At 47.3% G+C, this 24,313-nt stretch carries 17 protein-coding genes, 1 riboswitch and 1 other annotated feature; of the genes, 16 read left to right on the plus strand and 1 reads right to left on the minus strand.

From position 1 onward, the window contains the following. Nucleotides 1-5: 5 nt before the first annotated feature. Entirely contained in the window at nucleotides 6-143 is a 138-nt protein-coding gene (rpmH, locus tag THEAE_RS0118375; protein ID WP_005586745.1) for a 50S ribosomal protein L34, read from the minus strand. 455 nt (nucleotides 144-598) lie between these two features. Between rpmH and dnaA the strand changes: the two genes are divergently transcribed. From dnaA to THEAE_RS0118475, 16 genes are all read left to right on the plus strand, one after another. Continuing rightward, complete coding sequence (gene dnaA / locus THEAE_RS0118385; protein WP_028988437.1) at nucleotides 599-1,939, plus strand: chromosomal replication initiator protein DnaA; 1,341 nt, start codon at nucleotides 599-601, stop codon at nucleotides 1,937-1,939. 162 nt (nucleotides 1,940-2,101) lie between these two features. Then, a complete protein-coding gene (gene dnaN, locus THEAE_RS0118390) occupies nucleotides 2,102-3,241 on the plus strand; it encodes a DNA polymerase III subunit beta (protein ID WP_028988438.1) in 1,140 nt (379 codons plus the stop codon). 74 nt (nucleotides 3,242-3,315) lie between these two features. Continuing rightward, the gene (locus tag THEAE_RS0118395; RefSeq protein ID WP_028988439.1) at nucleotides 3,316-3,537 is read left to right on the plus strand and encodes an RNA-binding S4 domain-containing protein; all 222 of its coding nucleotides are present in this window, start codon (nucleotides 3,316-3,318) and stop codon (nucleotides 3,535-3,537) included. A 12-nt stretch (nucleotides 3,538-3,549) separates the two neighbouring features. Continuing rightward, entirely contained in the window at nucleotides 3,550-4,668 is a 1,119-nt protein-coding gene (gene recF, locus THEAE_RS0118400; RefSeq protein ID WP_028988440.1) for a DNA replication/repair protein RecF, read from the plus strand. 4 nt (nucleotides 4,669-4,672) lie between these two features. Beyond that, nucleotides 4,673-6,586 carry a DNA topoisomerase (ATP-hydrolyzing) subunit B gene (gene gyrB / locus THEAE_RS0118405; protein ID WP_005586751.1) on the plus strand — a complete coding sequence of 638 codons (1,914 nt, stop codon included), beginning with the start codon at nucleotides 4,673-4,675 and terminating at the stop codon, nucleotides 6,584-6,586. Nucleotides 6,587-6,913: 327 nt separating this feature from the next. Continuing rightward, nucleotides 6,914-9,388, plus strand: coding sequence for a DNA gyrase subunit A (gene gyrA, locus THEAE_RS0118415; protein WP_028988441.1), 2,475 nt, complete (start codon nucleotides 6,914-6,916; stop codon nucleotides 9,386-9,388). A 64-nt stretch (nucleotides 9,389-9,452) separates the two neighbouring features. After that, nucleotides 9,453-10,535 (plus strand): HD-GYP domain-containing protein, encoded by a 1,083-nt coding sequence (locus tag THEAE_RS0118420; RefSeq protein WP_169730008.1) that lies wholly within the window; start codon nucleotides 9,453-9,455, stop codon nucleotides 10,533-10,535. 28 nt (nucleotides 10,536-10,563) lie between these two features. Next, nucleotides 10,564-11,769: a putative glycoside hydrolase gene (locus THEAE_RS0118425; protein WP_005586755.1), complete on the plus strand. Its 1,206-nt coding sequence runs from the start codon at nucleotides 10,564-10,566 to the stop codon at nucleotides 11,767-11,769. A 51-nt stretch (nucleotides 11,770-11,820) separates the two neighbouring features. Further along, a riboswitch (SAM riboswitch) is annotated at nucleotides 11,821-11,924 on the plus strand. 65 nt (nucleotides 11,925-11,989) lie between these two features. Then, nucleotides 11,990-12,880 carry a methylenetetrahydrofolate reductase gene (locus THEAE_RS21735; RefSeq protein ID WP_051430765.1) on the plus strand — a complete coding sequence of 297 codons (891 nt, stop codon included), beginning with the start codon at nucleotides 11,990-11,992 and terminating at the stop codon, nucleotides 12,878-12,880. Continuing rightward, nucleotides 12,881-16,327 (plus strand): methionine synthase, encoded by a 3,447-nt coding sequence (gene metH / locus THEAE_RS0118435; protein ID WP_028988443.1) that lies wholly within the window; start codon nucleotides 12,881-12,883, stop codon nucleotides 16,325-16,327. Nucleotides 16,328-16,589: 262 nt separating this feature from the next. Continuing rightward, nucleotides 16,590-18,050 (plus strand): IMP dehydrogenase, encoded by a 1,461-nt coding sequence (gene guaB, locus THEAE_RS0118445; RefSeq protein WP_005586756.1) that lies wholly within the window; start codon nucleotides 16,590-16,592, stop codon nucleotides 18,048-18,050. 141 nt (nucleotides 18,051-18,191) lie between these two features. Beyond that, nucleotides 18,192-19,526: a D-alanyl-D-alanine carboxypeptidase family protein gene (locus tag THEAE_RS0118450; RefSeq protein WP_028988444.1), complete on the plus strand. Its 1,335-nt coding sequence runs from the start codon at nucleotides 18,192-18,194 to the stop codon at nucleotides 19,524-19,526. A gap of 112 nt (nucleotides 19,527-19,638) precedes the next feature. Continuing rightward, nucleotides 19,639-20,523 (plus strand): pyridoxal 5'-phosphate synthase lyase subunit PdxS, encoded by an 885-nt coding sequence (gene pdxS, locus THEAE_RS0118455; protein WP_028988445.1) that lies wholly within the window; start codon nucleotides 19,639-19,641, stop codon nucleotides 20,521-20,523. Nucleotides 20,524-20,526: 3 nt separating this feature from the next. Then, a complete protein-coding gene (pdxT, locus tag THEAE_RS0118460; protein ID WP_039944560.1) occupies nucleotides 20,527-21,114 on the plus strand; it encodes a pyridoxal 5'-phosphate synthase glutaminase subunit PdxT in 588 nt (195 codons plus the stop codon). Between the two features lie 13 nt (nucleotides 21,115-21,127). Then, nucleotides 21,128-21,345: a binding site (T-box leader), on the plus strand. A gap of 82 nt (nucleotides 21,346-21,427) precedes the next feature. Further along, complete coding sequence (gene serS, locus THEAE_RS0118470; RefSeq protein ID WP_028988448.1) at nucleotides 21,428-22,690, plus strand: serine--tRNA ligase; 1,263 nt, start codon at nucleotides 21,428-21,430, stop codon at nucleotides 22,688-22,690. A gap of 347 nt (nucleotides 22,691-23,037) precedes the next feature. After that, the gene (locus tag THEAE_RS0118475; RefSeq protein ID WP_028988449.1) at nucleotides 23,038-24,267 is read left to right on the plus strand and encodes an IS256 family transposase; all 1,230 of its coding nucleotides are present in this window, start codon (nucleotides 23,038-23,040) and stop codon (nucleotides 24,265-24,267) included. The last annotated feature ends 46 nt before the right edge of the window (nucleotides 24,268-24,313 follow it).

The following is a 24,313-nucleotide window of genomic DNA, read 5'->3' on the forward strand; positions in this document are numbered from 1 at the left end:
GTGGCCTATGCAGATAATCTTTTTCTACCCTTGCGGCGGCGGGCTTTCAATATCTTTCTGCCATTTTTCGTACTCATTCTTTCCCGAAACCCATGATCCTGTTTTCTTTTATAATTATTCGGATTAAACGTAGGCTTTGCCATCCTCACACCCCCTCATCGTACATTCTGACTCATTATAAACAGTTCTCCCCTATCTGTCAATGATGAGAAACTTTTCCACAGTGCCTGGGATTAAATCACTTGTATTCTTCGTTCCATCGATCTGTTTTCATGACGTTATGCACGCCGTGATCAGATTCTATCCACAAGATTTTGTGTTGGGGATTTTTTTTCGACACAAATTGTGGATAAATGAAAAATATAGGCGAGTCATTGATTTTCCTGCACCTTTTTGCTATGATTAGATTACTCTTTCTTGTGGATATCTCCATTTATCCACATATTTTTCCACAGCCTGTGGATTTTTTTATTCATCTTTCCCTCTGCTGTGAATTGAATGATCCACATGTCCTCATCGCTTGCTTTTTATTATTTCTTCTGCATTACGCTCCACGCCATCTTTCACATTTTTTATCGATCATGAGGTGATTCCCTGCATGGAGGATGTACATGCCCTTTGGGAGGAGATAAAAAGGGAGATCTCAATTAAAATCTCAAAACCTAGCTACGACACATGGTTTGCGGAAACAAGAGCGGTAAAAGTAACCAATCATCTTGTTCACATTTTTACGCCTAACTTTTTTATAAAAGACTGGCTTCAAAAACATTACAAAAAATTTTTGGAAGAGATGCTTGCCCAAATGACCGGGACTTTTTACCAAATTCGTTTCATCTCCCCTGATGATCAAGATCAAGAAAACGTAAACGCTGAATTTGAAGAGAAGGAACCGGTTGTACCTGATTACAGAAAAACCTTAAATCCTCGATACGTTTTTGAATCCTTTGTTATTGGTGACGGCAACCGTTTTGCACATGCGGCTTGTTTAGCCGTCGCCGAAAGACCTGCACGCTCCTATAACCCCTTATTTATTTATGGTGGAGTAGGTCTAGGTAAAACCCATCTGATGCAAGCGATTGGGCATTATATCTTAGACTATAATCCCAATGCGAAAGTGGTATATATTTCTTCCGAGAAATTTACCAACGAATTTATTAATGCGATTCGAGATAACCGGCCTGAAGAATTCAGAAACAAATATCGCTATGTCGATATCCTCTTAATTGATGATATTCAATTTCTCGCCGGAAAAGAACAAACCCAGGAAGAATTCTTCCATACCTTTAATACGTTGTATGAAGCGAATAAGCAGATTGTCATATCAAGCGACCGTCCTCCGAAAGAGATCCCCACTCTAGAAGAACGATTGCGTTCCCGCTTCGAATGGGGCTTAATCACCGATATCCAACCCCCGGATCTGGAAACAAGGATCGCCATTCTCAGAAAAAAGGCGAAAGCGGAGCAGCTGGATATCTCTAATGAAGTTATGGTCTATATCGCAAATCAAATCGATAGCAACATTCGTGAGCTGGAAGGCGCATTGATCCGGGTGGTCGCCTACTCTTCTCTCACCAATCAAGATATTACCGTCCATTTAGCCCAGGAAGCGCTCAGAGACATTTTAAGTCAATCAAAAAACCGAGCTATCACCATTCATGATATCCAAAAAATTGTGAGCGATTATTATGGGATACGCATTGAAGAATTAAAAGGAAAGCGGAGAACCAAGACCTTTGTTCTTCCCCGCCAGATCGCCATGTATCTTTCCCGAGAAATGACAGATCTATCTCTACCAAAAATCGGAGAGGAATTTGGAGGGAAAGATCACACCACAGTTATCCATGCCCACGAAAAAATCCAGTCGGCTCTCAATACGGATCGAGATGTCCAGAAAGTGATCAAAGAGATCAAAGAGAGAATAAAAACATTGATCGGTTAAAAGATTCACAAATTATCCCCAGGTGAATTCTTCGCCTTCATCGCCTTGTATCACTTATTCACAATTTCACAGGGCCTACTACTATGACCAATTTTTTTTAATAAGCAATTTATATAACTATTACCCCTTTACATCCATGTGAAGGGGGAGGAGGGTACCTTAATGCATTTATGGATCGATCGCGAACAGCTCGTTTACGCCATTCAAACGGTAAGCAGAGCCGTCTCTTCCCGAGTGGTTATCCCTATCTTAGCAGGTATTAAAATCGATGCAGATGATGAAAAGGTTACTTTTACTGCCAGCGATTCCGATCTCTCCATTTCATATTCTTATCCCATTCAAGAAAACACTCAGTCTCCTCTCGTTAAAGTGGAACAAACCGGAAGTATTGTGCTATCTGCACGAATCATTGGTGATATGGTTAAGCGCCTCCCCGATGGTTATGTGGAAATTGAAGAGAAAGAGCACGGTTTGGTTGTGATTCATTCGGAAACGGTTGAATTTAATCTGCATGGAATGGATCCTGAGGATTATCCCCAATTTCCCTCGGTCGAAGATCACTATCATTTTCGCCTTCATAGCTCTTCGTTGCGAAAACTTCTAAAACAGGTCATTATTGCAAGCAGCAATTCGGATTCACGTCCCATCTTAAAAGGAATTGAATGGACTTTAAAGAACGGAAAACTCTCCTTGACCGCAACCGACAGTCATCGTCTCGCGAAAGGGACAATTACTCTTTCCGAAAGTGATGTGGATGATATTCGCATCGTAGTTCCCAGTAAGAATTCGCAAGAACTTATAAAATTGTTGGAGGATCGAGAGGAAGAGGTGGAAATCCTTCTCTCGAATACACAGCTTCTTCTAAAAGCGGAGAACCTCTTCTTCATATCAAGATTATTAGAGGGAAGATACCCGGATACCAGTATGATTATTCCCAAAGGAAGCAAGACCCAAATAACTCTTTCCACCGATTCGCTTCAAGGATCCTTGGAGAGAGCGCAGTTGATCGCTCAACATGAAAGAAATCATGTCGTGCGCATCAGCAGCATAGAAAATCAAGAAATTGAGGTTTATGCATTTTTCCCTGAAGTGGGAAAGTTTTCCGAGAGAATAAGAGGAGTTCAAATAGAAGGGGAAGAAATAAAAATTTCTTTTAATGTAAAATATTTGCTCGATGCGTTGCGTACCGTCGATCACCCTGAAGTGGAACTCCATTTTTCAGGTCCTGTTACCCCTTTTCTCATCCATCCGAAGGAATCCGATGAAATCCTCCATTTGATCGTGCCGGTTCGTACCAATTAGATTAAATTGCAATTTTTTGGGAACCATGGGGTTAGAAAATCTTTTCTTACTTGGAGCAAAGGAGGAGGGAACCAATGGAGGAGGTTTCGATCGAAGGGGAGTATATCACTTTGGGTCAGTTTTTAAAAAAAATGGGGATCGTCCAAACGGGAGGAGAGGTAAAGGCTTATTTAGAGAAAGGGATCCTCGTGAATAACCAATTAGAGATGAGAAGAGGGAAAAAGCTTTATGCCGGTGATGAAATCCATATTCCAGGGGAGAAAGATTACCGCATCCTCGGTAAGGCGAGAGAGTAGGGGGATCTTTATTTGCAACTCAACGAAACTGAAATAACCTCATTTCGTAACTACAAGAGCCTTCGTATGGAGTGGTCCCCCCATACCAATATTCTCTATGGAATGAACGCCCAGGGTAAGACGAACCTTCTCGAATCGATTTATTTCCTTTCTCTCACGAAATCTCACCGTACCGCGCAAGATAAAGAGCTGATCCATTTTGGAGATTCTTTTACCCTTGTAAAAGGAAGGGTAGAGAGGAACGTTGGATCCGTCCAATTAGAGGTGTTGTTGACGAACAAGGGAAAAAAGGTAAAGATTAATGGGGCGGAACAAAGACGACTGAGCGACTTTATCGGAATGATAAATGTGGTTCTTTTTGCACCTGAGGATCTGGAATTAATCAAAGGGACTCCTCAAGTGCGCAGAAAATTTTTAGATATGGAAATTGGACAGGTAAGCCCTGCCTATTTGTATTATTTAAATCGTTATAATAAAATACTTTTACAGAGGAATCATGGTCTTAAAGAGATCGCGAAAGGAAAGATGGACCAATCCCTCATGGGAGCATGGGATGAGCAGTTAGCCCTTTATGCTCCCAAGATATGGAGGAAACGCCTTGATTTCTTGAAAAAGCTCTCCTCGTGGGCCGATGAGATCCATCGTAGAATCACCGATGGCAAGGAGAAACTTCTCCTTCACTATCAGGGCAGTATTCCGCTAGAAGAACAGCCGGACGAGGAGACGTTGCGAGAGAAGTATTTTGAAGTACTTCAGAGTAAGGCGGAGCGGGATGTGGAAAGGGGTTTTACCCAATATGGCCCTCATCGGGATGATCTCCTTTTTACCATTGACGGAAACGAGGTTCAATCTTTTGGATCTCAAGGACAACAACGAACGGTTGCCCTCGCCTTAAAATTGGCGGAAATAGAACTGATACGTGAAGAGATAGGAGAGTATCCCGTTCTCCTTCTCGACGATGTATTTTCCGAATTGGACGTAAAGCGGCAGACCCATCTCATTACCGGCTTTTGGGACAAATGCCAAACATTTATTACCACCACGGGTGTTGAGGCTATTCCTATGGAATTTCTTAAGATGGCCTCCCTTTATCATATTGAAAACGGAAAAGTAAGCGTAGAGGGAAGGTGAAATCGTGAAAAACGGTAAAAATACATATACGGAGAGCGAAATTCAAGTACTCGAAGGACTGGAACCGGTGAGGAAAAGACCTGGTATGTATATTGGATCGACCAGTTCCAGGGGGCTTCACCATTTGGTTTGGGAGATCGTCGATAACTCGATCGATGAAGCGATGAACGGTTACGCGGATCAAATCGATATTATCGTCCGGAGAGATAATCGTGTTACCGTGATCGATAATGGACGAGGAATCCCGGTGGGAATTCATCCACAGACAGGAAAATCTACGGTAGAAACGGTCCTGACCGTTCTTCACGCAGGCGGTAAATTCGGGGGAAAAGGATACAAAGTTTCCGGAGGACTCCACGGAGTGGGACTTTCTGTGGTAAACGCCCTCTCGGAGGAGCTCGTCGCCGAAGTGAAGAAAGAGGGAAAGATGTATCGGCAAACCTATCACAGGGGCGTACCGGAAGGACCCTTAAAGATCGTCGGAGAAATATCCCCGGAGATAAGCGGGACCACCATCACATTTAAACCTGATCCCGAAATTTTTACAGAAACAACGGAGTTTGATTATGATGTGCTTCAATCCCGCATTCGGGAATTAGCCTTTTTAAACAAGGGAATAAAACTCACCCTGACCGACGAGAGGACAAACCGAAGGGAGGAATTTCATTACGAAGGGGGTATTGCGGAATTTGTTCTCTTCCTCAATAAGAACAGGAATGTACTCCATTCTCCCATATATATGCATGATCAAAGGGAAGGGATTGATGTAGAGATCGCGATTCAGTATCATGATGAATTCTCCACCAATCTCTACTCCTTTGCCAATAATATCCACACCCACGAGGGAGGAACCCATGAGGTTGGCTTTAAGACCGGTCTCACCCGGGTGATTAATGATTATGCGCGCAAAAATAATTTACTTAAAGAGAATGAAGAGAATCTTACCGGGGATGATGTTCGAGAAGGCCTCACGGCCATTATTAGCGTAAAGATTCCGGAGCCACAGTTTGAAGGGCAGACGAAGACGAAATTGGGTAATAGTGAAGCGAAGACCATTACCGAATCCCTTTTTTCTGAGCATTTCTCTACTTTCTTAGATGAAAATCCATCGGTTGCAAAAAAAATCATAGAGAAAGCTGTTTTGGCTTCGAGAGCTCGGGAAGCAGCGAGGAAAGCGAGGGAACTCACCCGGAGGAAAAATGCCCTCGAAGTAAGCTCTCTACCGGGCAAACTTGCGGATTGCTCCTCCAGGGATGCCTCGATCAGCGAGCTTTATATTGTGGAGGGGGATTCTGCCGGAGGTTCTGCGAAACAGGGAAGGGATCGGAACTTCCAGGCCATCCTTCCCCTGAGGGGGAAAATTCTCAACGTGGAGAAGGCGCGTCTCGATAAAATCCTCTCCAACGAAGAGATTCGTGCCATGATCACCGCTTTGGGCACAGGGATTGGAGACGAACTGGATATTACGAAAGCCCGTTACCACAAAATCATCATCATGACCGATGCGGATGTGGACGGAGCTCACATCCGAACGCTTCTGCTCACCTTCTTCTATCGGCATATGCGCACGTTGGTGGAGAATGGATTTATCTACATCGCACAGCCTCCCCTTTATCGAATATCGCAAGGGAAGAAAGTTCTTTATGCCTACAAAGAATCGGAATTGGAAAAGGTAAAGAAATCTCTCCAGGGAAAAGGAGAGATCGAGATTCAGCGATACAAAGGTTTAGGTGAAATGGATCCGGAACAACTGTGGGAAACGACAATGAATCCTAAAAATCGTATACTCCTTCGAGTGCATCTGGAAGATGCCATGGAAGCGGACCAGATCTTCGATACGTTGATGGGGGACCGGGTAGAACCGCGTAGGGATTTCATCCACGATCACGCCCATTATGTAAGGAATCTCGACGTATAACCGTTGGGCAACCTTTATGCGTTCGAAAAATAACCGGCTAATTGAAATATGCCTTACCTCCATCCTTTACTTTTACCTTACAGAGTCTAAAGAAAACTGAAATGAAAAAAGAGGAGAGATCTCCTCTTTTTCTTATGGTGCGGGAATTTTCGCCGTTTCATTCAAGCACGAAAAAAGCTGTTTTATCCCATCAAAAACGTATGATTGCAGAACAGCCTTTTCCTGCGGCGGATTGGCCCCCCTCTTTTCTCTTGATAAAAAGTAGTGTATAGTGGAAAAGATGGGGACTAGATACATATCAGGCCAGTTGAGATTTAGGAGGATACGATGATACCGGAAAGCAGAATTGAAGAAATAAACATAAGCCAAGAAATGAAAACCTCTTTTATGGATTATGCCATGAGTGTCATTGTAAGCCGGGCACTTCCCGATGTTCGGGATGGATTAAAGCCCGTCCATCGGCGCATTCTTTATGCGATGCACCAATTGGGCATGACTCCCGATAAACCCCATAAGAAATCGGCCAGGATCGTCGGGGAAGTGATCGGTAAATATCACCCCCATGGTGATATGGCGGTATACGATGCCATGGTTCGCATGGCTCAAGACTTTTCCTACCGTTATGAATTGGTAGATGGACATGGAAACTTCGGATCCGTGGATGGCGATGCTCCGGCGGCAATGCGGTATACGGAAGCCCGCCTCTCCAAGATTGCCACGGAACTTTTACGGGATATAAAAAAAGAGACCATCGATTTTCAGGATAACTACGACGGTTCCGAACAAGAGCCGAAGGTTCTTCCTTCCCGCTTTCCTAATCTTCTAGTAAACGGCGCTTCAGGCATCGCTGTGGGGATGGCGACCAATATTCCGCCACACCAATTGGGGGAGGTGATCGACGGAGTTCTCCTTCTCCTCGAACGACCGGAGGCGGACGTGAAGGAGTTGATGAGAAAAATCCCTGGTCCCGATTTCCCCACGGGTGGTTTAATTTTAGGACGAGATGGGATCCGGCGCGCCTATGAAACGGGACGGGGTTCGATCACTGTCCGGGCGAAGGCAAAGATTGAAGAACATAACAACGGGAAAGAAAGGATTATCGTCACCGAGCTCCCCTATCAGGTGAATAAGGCAAGGTTGATTGAGAAGATTGCCGAATTGGTTCGGGAGAAAAAATTGGATGGAATTACCGATCTCAGGGACGAATCGGATCGTGAGGGGATGCGCATCGTCATCGAACTGCGCCGGGATGTCAATGCAAAGGTAATCTTGAATAATCTCTATAAGCTGACCGCGATGCAAACCTCCTTTGGGATCATCATGCTGGCCTTGGTCGATGGGAGACCCCGCATCTTAAACCTGGCCGAAATGCTGAAGGAATATATTAAACACCAGCAAGAAGTCATCCGACGCAGGTCTGAATATGATCTGAAACGAGCGGAAGCGAGGAAACACATTGTAGACGGGTTGAAAAAGGCAATCGACATCGTCGATGATTTGGTCGACCGAAAGGGTCCCATTCGATCCGCGAAAGATAGAGAAGAAGCAAAGGGAAACCTCATGGCAGAGACCTTTACAATTGAAGGGCGCAAGGTTCCCTTAGGTTTTACCGAACCGCAGGCAGAAGCGATTCTTGATATGCGCCTGCAACAACTGACCGGCCTGTCCATTGAACGGCTCATGGAAGAATTGGAGGAATTACTGGCGCAGATTAAAGACTTGAAAGAGATTTTGGAATCCCCTGTGAGACTCAATGAAGTGATTAAAGAAGAACTACTGGAGATTAAGAAGAAATATAATGACGAACGAAGGACGAAGATCACCGCCGATGAAGCGGAACTGGAGATCGAAGATTTGATCCAGGAAGAAGATGTGGTGATCACCCTAACCCATTCGGGATATATTAAACGCCTTCCTTCCGATACCTACCGGAGCCAACGTAGAGGAGGACGGGGGATTCAAGCCATAGGAACGAGGGAAGATGATTTCGTGGAACATCTTCTCTCGACGAACAGTCACAGCACCATCCTCTTCTTCAGTAATCGGGGGCGGGTCTACCGTCTTAAGGCTTATGAAGTGCCCGAATACGGCCGCACCGCAAAGGGAATTCCAATTATTAATCTGATACAGATCGAGAAAGGGGAAACCATCCAGACCATTGTATCGGTGAAGGATTACCGGGAAGACAATTTTCTCTTCTTTGCTACGAAGAACGGTTTGGTAAAGAGGACGCCCGTCAGTGAGTTTGAGAACATCCGAAAGAATGGTCTCTACGCCATTACGCTCAAAGAAGAAGATGAATTGATTGGAGTTCGCCTCACCGATGGAAATCAAGAGATTATTCTAGGCACCAGGATGGGAATGTCGATCCGGTTTAAAGAAGAAGAGGTACGCCCCATGGGGAGAACTGCTGCAGGTGTAAAAGGGATTCAATTGGAGAGGGGAGATCAGGTCATCGATATGGATATCCTCGAGGAAGGGGATTCCCTCCTTATCGTGACGGAAAATGGATATGGGAAGAGGACTCCGTTGGACGAATATCGGACGCAAAGCCGGGGAGGGAAAGGGATTAAGACCTTAAATGTAACCCAGAAAAATGGTCCCATTGTCGGCATAAAGGTGATTGGCGCAGAAGAGGATGTGATGATCATTACGCAAACAGGGGTTGTAATTCGACTTAATGTGGAAAACATCTCCACCATGGGCCGATATACCCAAGGGGTAAAACTAATTCGCCTGGAGAATGATGAAGAGAAAGTGGCTACCGTCGCCCGTGTACAAAATAGTGTGGATGAGAATTAGCGTATTGTTGTTTCGCCGTATTCATAATAAAATGAAGAGGAACGACGAAGAAGGGAAGATTCCAATGCCGGAAATTCCAGTCAGCCGGGGGATGATCGGGAAAAAATTGGATAAGGACATCTTATCTCCTTTTGGAGGTTTACTCTATCAAAAAGGACATCCCTTAAGGGAAAAGGATGTGGAATTTCTCCTCGCCTTTAAGATCCAAACGATCTCGGTAGAGGAGGAAAGCAGAGAAGGTGAGGGCAAACACGGGACCAAAAAAGATCATTCCTCTCCTTCTCCCAAGGGGGAACAAGAATCGTCCTTCATCAAGGATTTCCGTCATGCGGTCAAAGAGATGGAGAAGATCTTCATTCGGCTTATGGCAGGAGGATCTCTTTCCGTCGCTGAAATCCGGCAGTGGTTAAAACCTTTGGTAGAGAAAACGGAAGGAAGCACCGGCTGGCTTTACTCCTTTCAGGAGAATAGCCCAAAGAATTACCAGGCCTATCATGCCGTCGGGACGGCATTGCTATCGGTTGGCATTGCACGGAGTGCAAAACTTCCCAAAAATGAATGGATGCAGATCGGGTTGGCCGGGCTTCTAAGCGATTTGGGGAAAGTGAAGATCCCGTCTTCCATCCTGCAAAAGAAAGGTCCTCTGACAAAGGAGGAGTGGGAAGAGGTCCGCCGCCATCCCGTTTACGGCTTCGAGTTGTTAAAGAACGTGAAAGGGATCACGGAAGGGGTGATTCTTTCTTCTTTACAACACCATGAACGCCTTGATGGTTCAGGCTATCCTTTAAACCTAACGAGGGAGAAAATTCATCCATACGCGAAAATTGTGGCCATTGCCGATGTGATTCACGCCGCATCCTCAACGAAACCCTATCGAACCGCCTGCTCCCCATTTCAGGTGATGGAGCAAATGAGGGTAGAGATGACGAATCAATTTGATACGGGTTATCTCCATACCTTGATTCAATCCTTACTTCAGCTCCCATTGGGTACACCGGTTTTGTTGAGTGACGGCAGAGTGGGAAAGATTCTCTATTTCATGCCCACTTCCCCTTTACGACCCATTCTAGATGTCGATGGAGATCCGATTTCCCTCATGGATCGAAAAGAGCTACATTTAGAGAAAATATTGATCGAATACCAATGAGATGTTCATGTACAAGGAGAGGCGGACCATGAAACGGCGATTCGGCAGAATCTTTTTTCCTCCCGTTCTCATTTTTTTCCTTTTCTCTTCTTCATTTTTCATAGGGAACCCACTCTTCGCGGAAGGAAACGGGGAGAGTCCGGTAGAAGGGAAAGGATATACTTCCGCAGAGTGGCAAGATGCCCTTCGCTCTCCATCCCCTATGGAAGTGAAGAGAATGAAGATCCCCTATAAGGTGAAAGGGGTTTATATGACCGGCTGGTCTGCAGGGGGAGAGAAATTTCAAAAGATCGTTGACCTCCTCGACCGATCTGAACTTAATGCGGTGGTGATCGATGTGAAAGAGGATAAGGGGGATATTACGTATCGTTCCAACATTCCTCTTGTCCATGAGATCAAATCGGATCATACCCGCTATATTCAGGACATTGATCATGTTTTAGAAGTACTTCATGAAAAAAATATCTACACCATTGCCAGAATTGTCTCTTTTAAAGATCCTTATATGGCCGGAGCAAAACAAGAATGGTCCTTGCAAAAGAAGACAGGCGGCGTGTGGAAGGACCGGAAAGGGATCATGTGGGTAGATCCCTATCGAAAGGAACAATGGGATTACAATCTCTCCGTAGCCATTGAAGCGGCTAAAAAGGGCTTTGATGAGATACAATTAGATTACGTAAGGTTTCCTGAAAATGGGAAAAAAGTTGACGCCGAAGTTTCTTATTACAATCCCCAAGGTAGGACGAAGGAGGTACTCATCCGGGATTTCATTCGCTATGTGCGGGAGAATCTGAAGCCCTATCCGGTATTTCTTTCGGCGGACGTCTTCGGTCTCGTCCCATCCGTTAGCGACGATATGGGGATTGGGCAAAGGTGGGAGCTGATTACACCGGAAGTGGATTATATCTCCCCGATGGCGTATCCTTCCCATTATGCCAAATATACCTTTGGGATCGCCGTACCGGATGCTCATCCTTACGAGGTGATTCGAGGTACGATCCTTGATGCTCAGAAAAAGGATGCGGCGCTCCATGCCCAAGGGATTAAGACGGCGACGATCCGCCCATGGTATCAAGATTTTACCGCCAGCTACTTACCTAAAGGAGAGTGGATCCGTTACACAGGGATACAGGTGTTGGACCAGGTCAGGGCGGGTAAAGAATTAGGAATCGATTCTTTTCTGCTGTGGGATCCACGCAACAATTTTTCGATAGATGCTTGGATAAAGTCTTGACACCTATGCATGTATAGGTTATTGTATACTACAATTATATACTGCGAAATCATCTTATCGAGAGTGGCGGAGGGACTGGCCCAATGATGCCCGGCAACCGGTTTTAAAAAACGCGGTGCCAAATCCTGCAGAGCTTATGCTCTGAAAGATAAGAGGAGAAACCCCTCTTCTTATCGAGAGGGGTTTTTTCATGGGCAAAAAGGAGAGGAGATAAAGAAGGATGGGGAAGTTTTTTGAGAAGGTAAGAAAAGGAGAGACGAGCATCGTGGTGGAGCTTGATCCACCCAAGAACCCGGATTTAAGCCGCTATTTAAGGGGGGCCCATGCTCTTAAAGAGGCAGGAGCCGATGCGATTACAATCGCGGACAATTCCCTCTCCCATTCCCGGGTGGCAAATATGGCGGTGGCAAAGCGGCTCCAGGATGAAGTAGGAATCGAGGGAATCGTCCATATCAACTGCAGGGACCGAAACCTTCTCGCACAGCAGTCTTATCTCCTCGGTCTTCATGTCCTGGGAATAACGAATCTTCTCATCGTCACCGGAGATCCGGTGAAGATGGGGGATATGCCGCAGACGAAATCTCTTTTTGAACTGAATTCCATCGGGCTGATGGAGAAAGTAAAAAAGATGAATGAGGGGATACTCTTTACAGGAGTAAAACAGGAGGAGAGAACCCATTTCCTATACGGAGGGGCTCTGGCTTCAGGGAAGAATCATATCCCCCATAGGGGCAGAATGATGAAGAAGGTGGAGGCGGGAGCTCGCTTCTTTTTCACCCAACCTGTATATAGCCAGGAGGCGATCGAAGCGTTAGGGAAGTTTTCCCGGGAAATGAATCCCGAAATTCCCGTCTTTCTCGGTATCATGCCGATCGTTTCCCATAAAAATGCCCTCTTTCTTAAAGGGGTCCCCGGGATCTTCATTCCGGATGAGCATGTGGAGCTTTTTTCTGGTAAAGAGGGAAAAGAGGCGGAACAGGTAGGAATTGAATTGGCCGATTCCCTGATTCAGTATGGGAAGAAATGGTTTAATGGTTTTTATCTGATTACTCCATATTTACGTTATTCGATCACGGCCGAACTGACACGCCGCATAAAGGAGGGAATTTAAGTGGCGGTGAAATTGATTGAAGAATTAAAGAAAAGAATTCTCCTCCTGGACGGAGCCATGGGAACGATGATTCAGGGAATGGGATTAACCGCAGAGGATTTCGGAGGAGAGGGTTACGAAGGGTGTAATGAAGTATTAAACCTGACAGCCCCGGAGAGGATAAAAGAGATTCACCTCTCTTATCTCCAGGCCGGGGCAGATATTATCGAGACCAACACCTTCGGATCAACGGGCCTCGTTCTATCTGAATATGGTTTAAGGAAAAAGGCGTATGAGATTACCCTGGCCGGGGCCAGAATCGCTCGGGAAGCAGTCAGAATCTATGAAGAAGAAACAGGTAAACATGCTTTCGTAGCCGGATCCATGGGACCTACCACGAGGGCTCTATCCGTCACCGGAGGCCTCTCCTTTGATGAATTAACCCGAGAATATAAGGAACAGGCAAAAGCCTTATTGGAGGGGGGAGTAGATGCACTCCTGATCGAAACCTCCCAGGATACACTTAACGTAAAGGCGGCAGGAAGAGGGGTCCTAGAGGCGTTCCAAGAGTTCGGCAAGGAAGTGCCGATTTTCATCTCAGGTACCATCGAACCGACCGGTACGATGCTGGCAGGGCAGAGCATTGATGCCTTTTATACCTCCGTCCAACATCTTCATCCCTTGGCGGTCGGGATCAACTGCGCTACCGGTCCGGAACAGATGAGGGATCACCTGCGAACCCTCTCCTCTCTAAATCCTCCTTTTACCCTTTGTTATCCCAATGCAGGAATGCCGGATGAGGAAGGACATTACCATGAGGAACCGGAATCATTCGCATTAAAGATGGGCGATTTTTTGGAACAGGGATGGGTCCACATCCTCGGAGGGTGTTGCGGTACCACCCCGGAACATATCCGAGCCTTATCTCATGTGGTCAGAACATATGAACAGGATAAGGAGAGAAAAGAAGAATTTTCCTCGTCTTGCCATAAAAGGGTTCATGCAGTGGCGGGAATGGAACGGCTTCAATATGATCCAAAGGAGCGGCCTATTTTGGTGGGGGAACGGACCAATGTGATCGGATCGAAGCGTTTCAGACGTCTCATCGAGGAGGGGAATTATGAAGAGGCGGCGGAAATTGGACGGGACCAGGTAAGGGCAGGTGCCCAGGTGATCGATGTATGCCTGGCGAACCCGGATTGCGATGAGGGGGAGGATATGGATCGATTTCTATCCTATGCCGTCAAGATCGTTAAATCTCCCTTTATGATCGACTCTACGGATGAGCGGGTGATTGAACGGGCGTTAAAAAAAATTCAGGGGAAATCGATCATTAATTCCGTCAATCTGGAGGATGGGGAGGATCGAATCAGACGGGTTATTCCCCTCATTAAGGAATATGGAGGGGCCCTCGTGGTTGGACTGATAGATGAAAAGGGAATGGGCGTAACCCTGGAGCGGAAGATGGAGATCGCAGGAAGAGCCTATTCCCTCTTGACGGAGAAGTACGGTATGCCTCCTGAAGACATCCTTTTTGATCCCCTGGTCTTCCCGGCAGCCAGCGGTGATGAAGAATATAAAGGTTCTGCGATGGCCACTCTTGATGCAATCACGAAGTTAAAGGAGGAGTTTCCCCACTGCCTGACGATTCTTGGGATCTCCAATGTATCGTTTGGACTTCCTCCGAAAGCCAGGGAGGTTCTAAATTCCGTTTTTCTCTATGAGGCGACAAAGAGGGGGCTTGATTATGCGATCGTAAATACAGAGAAATTGGTGCGCTATGCCTCCCTTCGCACAGAGGAAATAGAGATGGCATCCCGTATTCTGTCTTCCTCCGATGGGGATGTTATTGCCCGGTTCGTTTCCCTTTATCGCTATAAAGAAGAACATCAGGAGACCCAGGAAAAGCTCCCCCTGTTGGAGCGAATTAGCCGGAGAGTCGTAGAAGGGAGAAAGACCGGACTTCTTCAGGATTTGGATGAGGCGCTTCAAGAGCTTTCCCCATTGGAGATTATTAATGGCCCCCTCATGAAAGGGATGGACGAAGTAGGGAAGCTTTTTAATGAAAATAAATTAATCGTTGCGGAAGTTCTCCAATCGGCAGAAGTGATGAAGGCGGCGGTCTCTTATTTGCAGGATTTTATGGAAAAGGGGGAAGAGGTGGGGAAAGGGAAGGTGATCCTCGCCACCGTAAAGGGGGATGTACATGACATCGGCAAGAATCTGGTGGAGATGATCCTGTCAAACAATGGCTACGAGGTGATTAACCTGGGGATCAAAGTTCCATCGGAAAAACTGATTGAAGCGATTCATGAACACCGTCCCGATTACGTCGGCCTCTCCGGTCTTTTGGTGAAATCAGCCCAGCAGATGTCCTATACGGTACAGGACCTAAAGAAGGCGGGCATCTCTCTACCCGTATTAACGGGTGGGGCAGCGCTGACGAAGCGGTTTACGGAGACGAAGATCGCTCCACATTATGATGGACCGGTCTTTTATGCCAGGGATGCGATGGAAGGACTTTCTCTCTTAAACCGCCTTCATGATCCTCATGAGAGGGAAAAGTTACTCCATACCGTAAAGAAACATGAAGAAGAGAAAAGGGGTAGTTCTTATGGTGATGAAGGGATCGAAGTAGGGGGAGAGGATAGGGAAGAGAAAGAAAAAAGAGCAGTCATTCTCCATGATCATCCGCTCCGGGAAGCTCCTTTTCTTGATCCGGTTACCTTCCATGATTATCCGTTGGAAGAGGTGATCCCCTATCTTAATTGGAATATGCTGTTAGGAAAACATTTGGGACTTCATCAGGGAAGTCCGGAGGAGAAGAGGAGGGACATTCGGAAAAAGGTAGAAGCATTATTGGCTGATGAAAGCGTACGTTCCCGGCTCCGCCTGAAGGGAAAATATCAATTTTTCCCCGCCTATTCCTCCCAAAATACCATTCACCTTTTGGATGAGAGAAAAGAGAAGGAAGTGGCTCAGTTTACCTTTCCCAGACAAAAGAAGGGAAGTTACCTCTCCATTGCAGACTTCATTCGCCCTTACCCCGACGGAGACTCTCGCTTTGACTCCATGGCTCTGTTCGTGGTTACTTGTGGAGAAGGGATTCGAGAGTGGAGTGAAGCACTGAAAAAAGAGGGGGAATATTTTATCTCTTACACGGTACAAGCGCTCGCCTTGGAGCTGGCAGAAGCGTTTGCAGAAAGGCTGCATCATCAGATCCGCAGGGACTGGGGAATAGATGAAGATCTCCCAATGCAAGAGATTTTGGCGGCCAAGTATGAGGGATGCAGATACTCCTTTGGTTATCCGGCTTGCCCAAACCTTGAAGATCAGCGCGTTCTTTTCAAAGTTCTTAAACCGGAGGAAATCGGGGTAAAACTTACTGAAGCGGATATGATGGAGCCGGAAGCTTCGGTGTCGGCGATTGTGGTCTCCCATCCTAAAGCACGCTATTTTGCCGTTTGATTTCTGCTTTTGTATGATGTTCAACCTCTATTTGCCGGGGGTAGGATTTTTTGAAGCTTCTCCATGATCAGAGATGGAACCTTCCATGAAAGAAGATTTAGAAGATGAGATCGATCCAAATCTCTCCTCATAACGGGAAAGCATTTACCTTCTCCTTTGTTTCCACCGACAGGTTTAGTATTCGCCTCCTTGACGTAGCTTATAGGCAGTGCTACACTTTCAATAACTTTGAAAGGTAAAGAGAAGGAGGCAGGTATAAACGGTGTGGTCGCAAAAATTTGCTAAGGAAGGATTAACCTTTGATGATGTCCTCCTTATTCCGGGAAAATCTGAGGTTTTGCCGAATCAAGTAGATGTAAAGACTCGCTTAACCAACAAGATTGAATTGAATATTCCCATCATCAGCGCGGCAATGGATACGGTGACGGAGAGCGCGATGGCCATCGCAATGGCGAGGGAAGGGGGGATCGGCATCATTCACAAAAACATGACCATTGAAGCACAGGCAGAGGAAGTAGATCGGGTCAAACGCTCGGAAAGCGGTGTTATAACGAACCCCTTCTCTTTAACCCCGGATCATAAGGTGTATGATGCGGAGGAATTAATGGCCAAGTATCGGATCTCGGGAGTTCCGATCGTGGATGAGCATCATAAGCTGGTGGGAATCCTCACCAATCGGGATCTCCGCTTTATCCACGATTACTCCATTCCCATCCAGGAAGTGATGACGAAAGAAAATCTGATCACGGCGCCTGTGGGTACGACCCTCAAAGAGGCGGAAAAGATCCTGCAGCGGCATAAGATTGAGAAACTCCCCTTGGTGGACGAACATGGAGTCCTGAAAGGACTGATCACCATCAAGGATATCGAAAAGGCGATCCAATTCCCCAACGCAGCAAAAGATTCCCATGGGCGACTCTTGGTAGGTGCAGCCGTTGGGACGGGGAAAGGAACCATGGAACGGGTAGAGGCACTGGTTAAGGTTGGTGTTGATTGCATCGTCGTTGATACAGCCCATGGGCATTCACAAAAGGTATTGGATGTGGTTAGGGAGGTGCGGGCCGCATATCCGGATTTGGAACTGATCGCAGGAAATGTGGCAACCGGCGAGGCCACGAAGGATCTCATCGAAGCAGGCGCATCGGCGGTTAAAGTAGGAATTGGGCCCGGCTCCATCTGCACCACTCGGGTCGTTGCAGGAATCGGGGTTCCCCAGATCACCGCCATTTATGAGTGTGCCACGGTGGCCCGAGAGTATGGCATCCCCATTATAGCCGACGGAGGGATTAAATACTCGGGTGATGTAGCGAAGGCCATAGCTGCCGGAGCAGACACGGTTATGCTGGGTAGCCTCTTAGCCGGAGCGGAAGAGAGCCCAGGGGAGTCGGAAATCTTTCAAGGGAGAAGATTTAAGGTTTATCGGGGGATGGGATCAATCGGTGCGATGAAAGAGGGGAGCGGGGACCGTTATTTCCAAGAAGGAACGCCCAAGTTTGTTCCGGAAGGGATTGAAGGCCGAGTTCCTTATAAAGGTCCTGTTTCGGAAATCATCTTTCAACTGATTGGTGGCTTGCGCTCCGGAATGGGGTATTGCGGGGCGAAAGGAATACGGGAAATGCAGTCCAACACCCGGTTTATCCGAATTACGGCGGCGGGCCTCAGGGAAAGTCATCCCCATGATGTGCAGATCACCAAGGAAGCCCCGAATTATTCCATTTCTTAGTCGTTCCACATCGATTATAGAAAATGAACATGTATGAGAATCGTGGAGATCTTTTGCAAAAAACCAGGGAGATTTTACCCTGTTTTTTTGTTTTCCCCCCTATGTTACAATGACCATGAATAAAAGTAGGAGGAAGAGGAGATGCAGTGCACAGATAGAAAATCCAAACATAAAAAAATCGTACTTACCCTACTCAGTATTTTTCTCATCGCCATGGGAATATCCTCTCTCCCTTTTTCAGTGAAAGCGGCGGCTCCTAATCTGGCATTAGAGGTAAAATCCGCGATTCTGGTAGAGGCGAGCACGGGAAAAGTTCTTTTTGAGATGAATGCTAAGGAGCCGTTTGCTCCGGCAAGCATGACGAAAATGATGACCGAGTATTTAATCCTTGATGCGATAAAGAATGGGAAACTTTCATGGGATGATGTGGCAACCGCGGATGATTATGTCTACTTCATGGGAAAAAACGGTGGTTCCAGGGTTTTTATCAATAAAGGGGAAAAAAGAACGGTTCGGGAACTCTTTAGCGCCATGGCCATTTATTCGGCGAACGATGCCACCGTTATGTTGGCGCAATTGTTGGCCGGGAGTGAAACGGCCTTCGTTCAGATGATGAATGAAAAAGCAAAAGAGTTCGGAATGAAGAATACCCACTTCGTGACGGCCTCAGGGTATCCTGAGGATTTATTAAAAGAGTATCGACCCCAGATTGAGGGAAAACAACTCATGTCCGCAGAGGATGCCGCCATTCTGGGGCTAAGACTGATCACCGACCATCCCGAGGTGACACAGTTTACTTCCGTTCCGTTTGCGAAATTTAGGGAGGGTCAGAAAGATGAGATCTCCATGCGCAACTGGAATCTTCTTCTTCCCGGTCTGAAATATGCATATGAAGGGGCGGATGGTTTAAAAACAGGCCACACGACGGAAGCAAAATGGAGTTTCACCGCGACGGCAAAACGGGGCAATATGCGCCTGATCGCCGTTGTGATGGGGGCGGAAACGGAGGATAAACGGTTTCAGGAGACGATTAAGCTCTTCGATTATGGGTTTAATAATTTCCAATTGACACAAATCCTTCCTTCCGGAGCAACCGTACCAGGACATGAAGAGGCAAGCGTATCGAAAGGGAAAGAAAGAACGGTGAAGATGGTTACCGCGGCCCCCTATATGGATGTAACGCGGAAAGGAGAAACGGCAGCCCTCTTTGACATGCAGGTGACGGAAGATCCTTCTTTGCTGGTGGCTCCCATTAAGAAAGGGGATCGGGTAGGGACCCTTAAAGTAACGTATAAGGGAAAAGAGCCGTTCCGCTACCTCACCCCGGAAGAGGAGAAGAAGGCGGAAAAAGCGTTGGTCGCGGGAACCGACGTGGAGAAGGGCGGATTTATCCAGCTTTTCTTCCGGGCCATCTTTGATTTCATCGGCAATCTCTTCCATCAGATGGTCCAAATGATCGGTGGATGGTTCCGATAAGTAAGGGCAGGATTTCACGCATCGGGATTGTAGTTTTGATGCGAATGCGCTACAATTTAGGGAGACTTTGTTAAATCAGAACGAGGTACAGAAATCTAGGAGGAGTCGTAAGATGAGTCAGATAGGAACAGACCGGGTAAAACGGGGCATGGCGGAGATGCAAAAGGGCGGCGTCATCATGGACGTGGTGAACGCGGAGCAGGCGAAAATCGCTGAAGCGGCCGGAGCCGTAGCGGTAATGGCTTTGGAGAGGGTTCCTGCCGACATTCGTGCGGCCGGAGGAGTTGCCCGGATGGCGGATCCTTCCGTGATTGAGGAAGTGATGAAGGCCGTCTCCATTCCTGTTATGGCGAAGGCGAGGATCGGTCATTTCGTAGAGGCACGCATCCTGGAGGCTTTAGGGGTTGATTACATTGACGAAAGTGAAGTTCTTACCCCTGCCGATGAACAATTTCATATAAACAAAAAAGAATTTACCGTTCCCTTTGTTTGTGGTGCAAGAGATTTAGGGGAAGCGCTCCGTCGCATCGGAGAAGGGGCCTCCATGATCCGGACCAAAGGAGAACCGGGTACCGGAAACGTGGTAGAGGCGGTTCGCCATATGCGTTTGATTCAAAGCCAAATACGCAAAGTACAATCGATGTCCTACGATGAGTTAATGACGGAGGCGAAGAAATTGGGAGCTCCTTATGAATTGCTGGAACAGGTCCACAAATATGGACATCTTCCCGTCGTCAACTTCGCTGCCGGAGGAATCGCCACGCCTGCAGACGCAGCATTGATGATGAATTTGGGTGCAGACGGCATCTTCGTGGGATCCGGCATCTTTAAATCGGAAAATCCGGAAAAAGTGGCACGGGCGATTGTTGAAGCGACCACCCACTACCAAGATTACGACCTCATTGCCAAGCTTTCCAAGAACCTCGGAATGCCCATGAAGGGGATCGAGATTTCTACCCTGGAAGTGAAGGATCGTATGGCGGAGCGGGGATGGTAAGTGATGAAAGTAGGCGTTTTAGCCCTTCAGGGGGCGGTGTCGGAGCATGTGGGAGCCCTTCAGGCTTCCGGAGCCGAGGCGGTGGTGGTAAAAAAAACGGAACAACTAAACGATCTTGACGGTCTCATTCTCCCTGGCGGAGAGAGCACCACCATGGGCCGTCTGATGAACCTTTATGGATTTGTGGAGAAAATCAAAGAATTTCATCAAGAAGGGAAGCCCATTTTCGGCACCTGCGCAGGTCTGATCCTTCTTGCCAAAGAGATCCGGGGAGAGGGAAAAAATCACCTTGGTCTGATGAATATCCAGGTGGAAAGGAATGCCTTTGGACGTCAACGGGAAAGCTTTGAAACAGAATTGATGCTTCCCGGGGTAGCCAATCACTTTCTTGCGGTCTTTATCCGTGCCCCCTATGTGACGGAGGTGAGAGGGGAAGCCCGGGTGTTGGGAAAATATCAGGATAAGATCGTTGCGGTAGAAGAGGGAACGCTACTTGCCACCGCATTCCATCCTGAATTGACAGAGGATTATCGTCTTCATCGCTATTTCTTGCAAAAGGTGAAAGAAGCCAAAGAGAGACGTACGCAATAAGCTGGAAGAATCGATTCAGACGATGATAGGGGAAGTAGGGGAAAGACCAGGCAGAGAGAGGCGGTGGTCGGTGAAAACCGCACCGGTCTTTTTTCCGAAAATCCACCCTGGAGTAGATCAGGGGGCGTCGGTAGGCGTGAACCTGATCCGGAGAGTCCGTTATCCTTTAGAAGCAGGGCCGTATCGGGCGGCCAATTTGGGTGGCAACGCGGGTGTACTCTCGTCCCATGGAGAAGGGGGAGAGTATTTTTTTATGAATATCAAAAACCGTTTAAAAGCAGGAAAAAATGTATCGTGAAGGGAGACTTAGGACATGCTCGATATTTCTTTTATCCGAGAGAATGTTGATCTCATCAAGGAGACGGCCCGCAACAAGGGAGTCGACGTCGATGTGGATCGCTTGGTTCTCGTAGATGGGCGGCGAAGGGAATTGATTCAAAGTGTGGAGCGGTTGCAACAAGAACGTAACGCCAATTCAAAGTTGGTCAAAAGTGCTAAGGGGGAAGAAAAGGATCGTCTCATCGAACGAACAAAAGGAATCAACCAGCAAATAAAAGAGTTGGAGGCGGAGTTGGAAAAGGTGATGACCGAGTATCAGGAACTGATGCTTCGCGTCCCGAACCCCCCTACTCCGGACACCCCGGTAGGCGAAGATGACTCGGATAATGTAGAGGTGAAGCGGGTAGGGGAACCTCCTCAATTTCCCTTTACCCCCCGAAACCATGTAGAACTGATGGAGATGCACCGAATGGTGGATATTGAGCGAGGCGTGAAAGTGGCGGGGAGCCGTTCATACTACCTCATCAATGACGGCGCCCTTCTCCACCGGGCCGTCATTCAATTTGCCCTGGATCAACTGGGAAAGAAGGGATTTACCCCGATGGTTGTTCCTGTCCTGGTCAATGAGATGGCGTTGGTGGGGACTGGGTACTTTCCCTTAGGAGCGGAGCAGACCTATCATGTGGAGAAGGAGGATAAATACCTGGTGGGGACGGCGGAGGTTTCCCTTGCTTCTTACCATTATGGGGAAATTTTAACGGAAGGAGAACTGCCGAAGCGGTACGCCGGAGTCTCCGATTGCTTCCGCAGGGAAGTGGGATCGGCGGGACGGGATGTATTCGGGTTATACCGGGTTCATCAGTTCTCAAAGGTGGAGCAGGTAATCATCTGTCGGAACGATGAGGAGGAATCGAAGCGCCTTCATTACGAACTCCTACAGAATGCGGAAGAGATCCTGCAGGGCTTGGAGCTTCCCTACCGTGTGGTACAGGTATGCACAGGTGACATGGGGCAAGGACAGATTCGAAAACATGATATAGAAACCTGGATGCCTTCCCGGGGCAATTACGGGGAAACCCATTCCTGTTCCACATTTCACGATTTCCAGGCCCGCCGCCTCAAACTAAGGTACCGGGAGGATAACGGGGAGCTAAAATATTGCCATACCTTAAACAATACTGCGATTGCCTCCCCCCGCATCCTTATCGCTTTATTGGAAAATCATCAGACTGAGGATGGAAGGATTCGAATTCCGGAAGCCCTACAGCCCTACATGGGAAAAGAATTTATCGGTTGATCCCCTGAACAATCCATTCTGCGAAAAGACCTGCCTAATTATTTAGGCAGGTCTTTGTCATAAAAAGTGTTTTCAAAAAATATTATAGATTAACCGTATTGACAAGATTGCATTATTGATGGTAATATTTATAACAAATTTAGAAAATATGAATCTTCGAATTTCTCATGTTGTTAACAAAATACATAATACGTTATACATAATGGACCTCGGAAATAATAGGAAGTTGAGTCCGTATAATTGGTGTAAAATCAATCGTTCAGCTGGGTGACATAATACACAGGTGCCACCCCCGCCCTTCTCTGGTAGAATGAGTTTGTGAACAAAATCTACAGGGAGGTATGGAGATGGCACAATATAATATTACCTTGAACGATGAAATTTTGAAAGATCTATTTTCTGGAGATAAGGGGGTGGCTGTCTTACTAGAACAGGTGCTGAATCAGGTTCTTCAAGCCCAGGCCACTGAGCAGTTGAATGCAGAGCCCTACGAACGGTCTGAAGATCGTCAGGGTTATCGCAATGGTACTCGCCCCCATCCCATCACGACCCGCGTCGGTACGCTGGTATTGCGGGTGCCACGACTCCGTAGCGGCAAGTTTTCCACAGAGCTTTTTGCCCGTTATCAGCGCAGTGAACAGGCACTTTTACTGGCGATGATGGAGATGGTTATTAATGGTGTATCCACAAGGAAGGTAGCCGCTATCACGGAGGAGCTATGTGGAGAAGAGTTTTCCAAGTCTACCGTATCGGAGCTCTGTAAACGATTGGACCCCGTTGTCCAAGGATGGAACGAACGAAGCCTGAAGGACAAGGAATACCCCTTTGTGATCGTGGATGCCATGGTGCTAAAGATTCGTGAGGATGGCAGGGTGCGCTCGAGGGCTGCTTTGATTGCTACTGGTGTGGGTGAAGACGGATACCGTGAAGTGCTAGGAATGCGCATCGGGGATAGCGAGTCTGAAGCCAGTTGGAGTGCGTTTTTCGGCTGGTTGAAGGACCGAGGGCTGCATGGTGTGGATATCGTTGTCTCTGACAGCCACAGCGGGCTTGTGAAAGCCCTACACACCCAGTTTCAAGGCTGTACCTGGCAACGATGCCAAACGCACTTTATGCGCAACTTCTTGGACGCCGTGCCTAAGAGTTTACAGGAGGAGCTGTATGGGAAAATGCGGGCCATCCTTGATGCGCCAGATGTGAAGACAGCCCGTTTGTTGATGGAGCAGGTTGTGAAAGAGTACAGCGATAGAGCACGAAAAGCTGTGGATATCCTCGAGTCGGGCTTTGATGACATCACGGCAGTACTGGAGCTGCCAGAACGGTACAGGAAACGTCTCCGTACTACCAACGGTCAGGAGCGTCTTAATGAGGAAATTCGCAGGCGAGATCGGGTGATTCGAATCTACCCGAATCGAGACTCGGCGATACGGCTTCTAGGTGCCTTGCTGATGGAGATTGACGAGAAATGGCAATCTGGTCACCGGTACTTTGACATGGAAGACTATTACGTCTGGCGGGAGGAGCGTAGGAAGAAGGAGGTGGCGGAGTCACAGCAGAGCGTCCGAAAGGTTAGTTAACATAATGCAATCACCGGGGAGGGGAGAATTTACACCACAATTAGGA

The sequence above is a fragment of the Thermicanus aegyptius DSM 12793 genome (assembly GCF_000510645.1).
Taxonomy (GTDB): Bacteria; Bacillota; Bacilli; order Thermicanales; family Thermicanaceae; genus Thermicanus; species Thermicanus aegyptius.

Excerpts from the sequence above, each read along its gene's own strand:
- rpmH (WP_005586745.1), bottom strand. The coding sequence starts at position 143 with ATGGCAAAGCCTACGTTTAATCCGAATAATTATAAAAGAAAACAGGAT.
- dnaA (WP_028988437.1), top strand. The coding sequence starts at position 599 with ATGGAGGATGTACATGCCCTTTGGGAGGAGATAAAAAGGGAGATCTCA.
- dnaN (WP_028988438.1), top strand. The coding sequence starts at position 2,102 with ATGCATTTATGGATCGATCGCGAACAGCTCGTTTACGCCATTCAAACG.
- THEAE_RS0118395 (WP_028988439.1), top strand. The coding sequence starts at position 3,316 with ATGGAGGAGGTTTCGATCGAAGGGGAGTATATCACTTTGGGTCAGTTT.
- gyrA (WP_028988441.1), top strand. The coding sequence starts at position 6,914 with ATGATACCGGAAAGCAGAATTGAAGAAATAAACATAAGCCAAGAAATG.
- THEAE_RS0118420 (WP_169730008.1), top strand. The coding sequence starts at position 9,453 with ATGCCGGAAATTCCAGTCAGCCGGGGGATGATCGGGAAAAAATTGGAT.
- THEAE_RS0118425 (WP_005586755.1), top strand. The coding sequence starts at position 10,564 with ATGAAACGGCGATTCGGCAGAATCTTTTTTCCTCCCGTTCTCATTTTT.
- THEAE_RS21735 (WP_051430765.1), top strand. The coding sequence starts at position 11,990 with ATGGGGAAGTTTTTTGAGAAGGTAAGAAAAGGAGAGACGAGCATCGTG.
- THEAE_RS0118450 (WP_028988444.1), top strand. The coding sequence starts at position 18,192 with ATGCAGTGCACAGATAGAAAATCCAAACATAAAAAAATCGTACTTACC.
- pdxS (WP_028988445.1), top strand. The coding sequence starts at position 19,639 with ATGAGTCAGATAGGAACAGACCGGGTAAAACGGGGCATGGCGGAGATG.
- pdxT (WP_039944560.1), top strand. The coding sequence starts at position 20,527 with ATGAAAGTAGGCGTTTTAGCCCTTCAGGGGGCGGTGTCGGAGCATGTG.
- serS (WP_028988448.1), top strand. The coding sequence starts at position 21,428 with ATGCTCGATATTTCTTTTATCCGAGAGAATGTTGATCTCATCAAGGAG.
- THEAE_RS0118475 (WP_028988449.1), top strand. The coding sequence starts at position 23,038 with ATGGCACAATATAATATTACCTTGAACGATGAAATTTTGAAAGATCTA.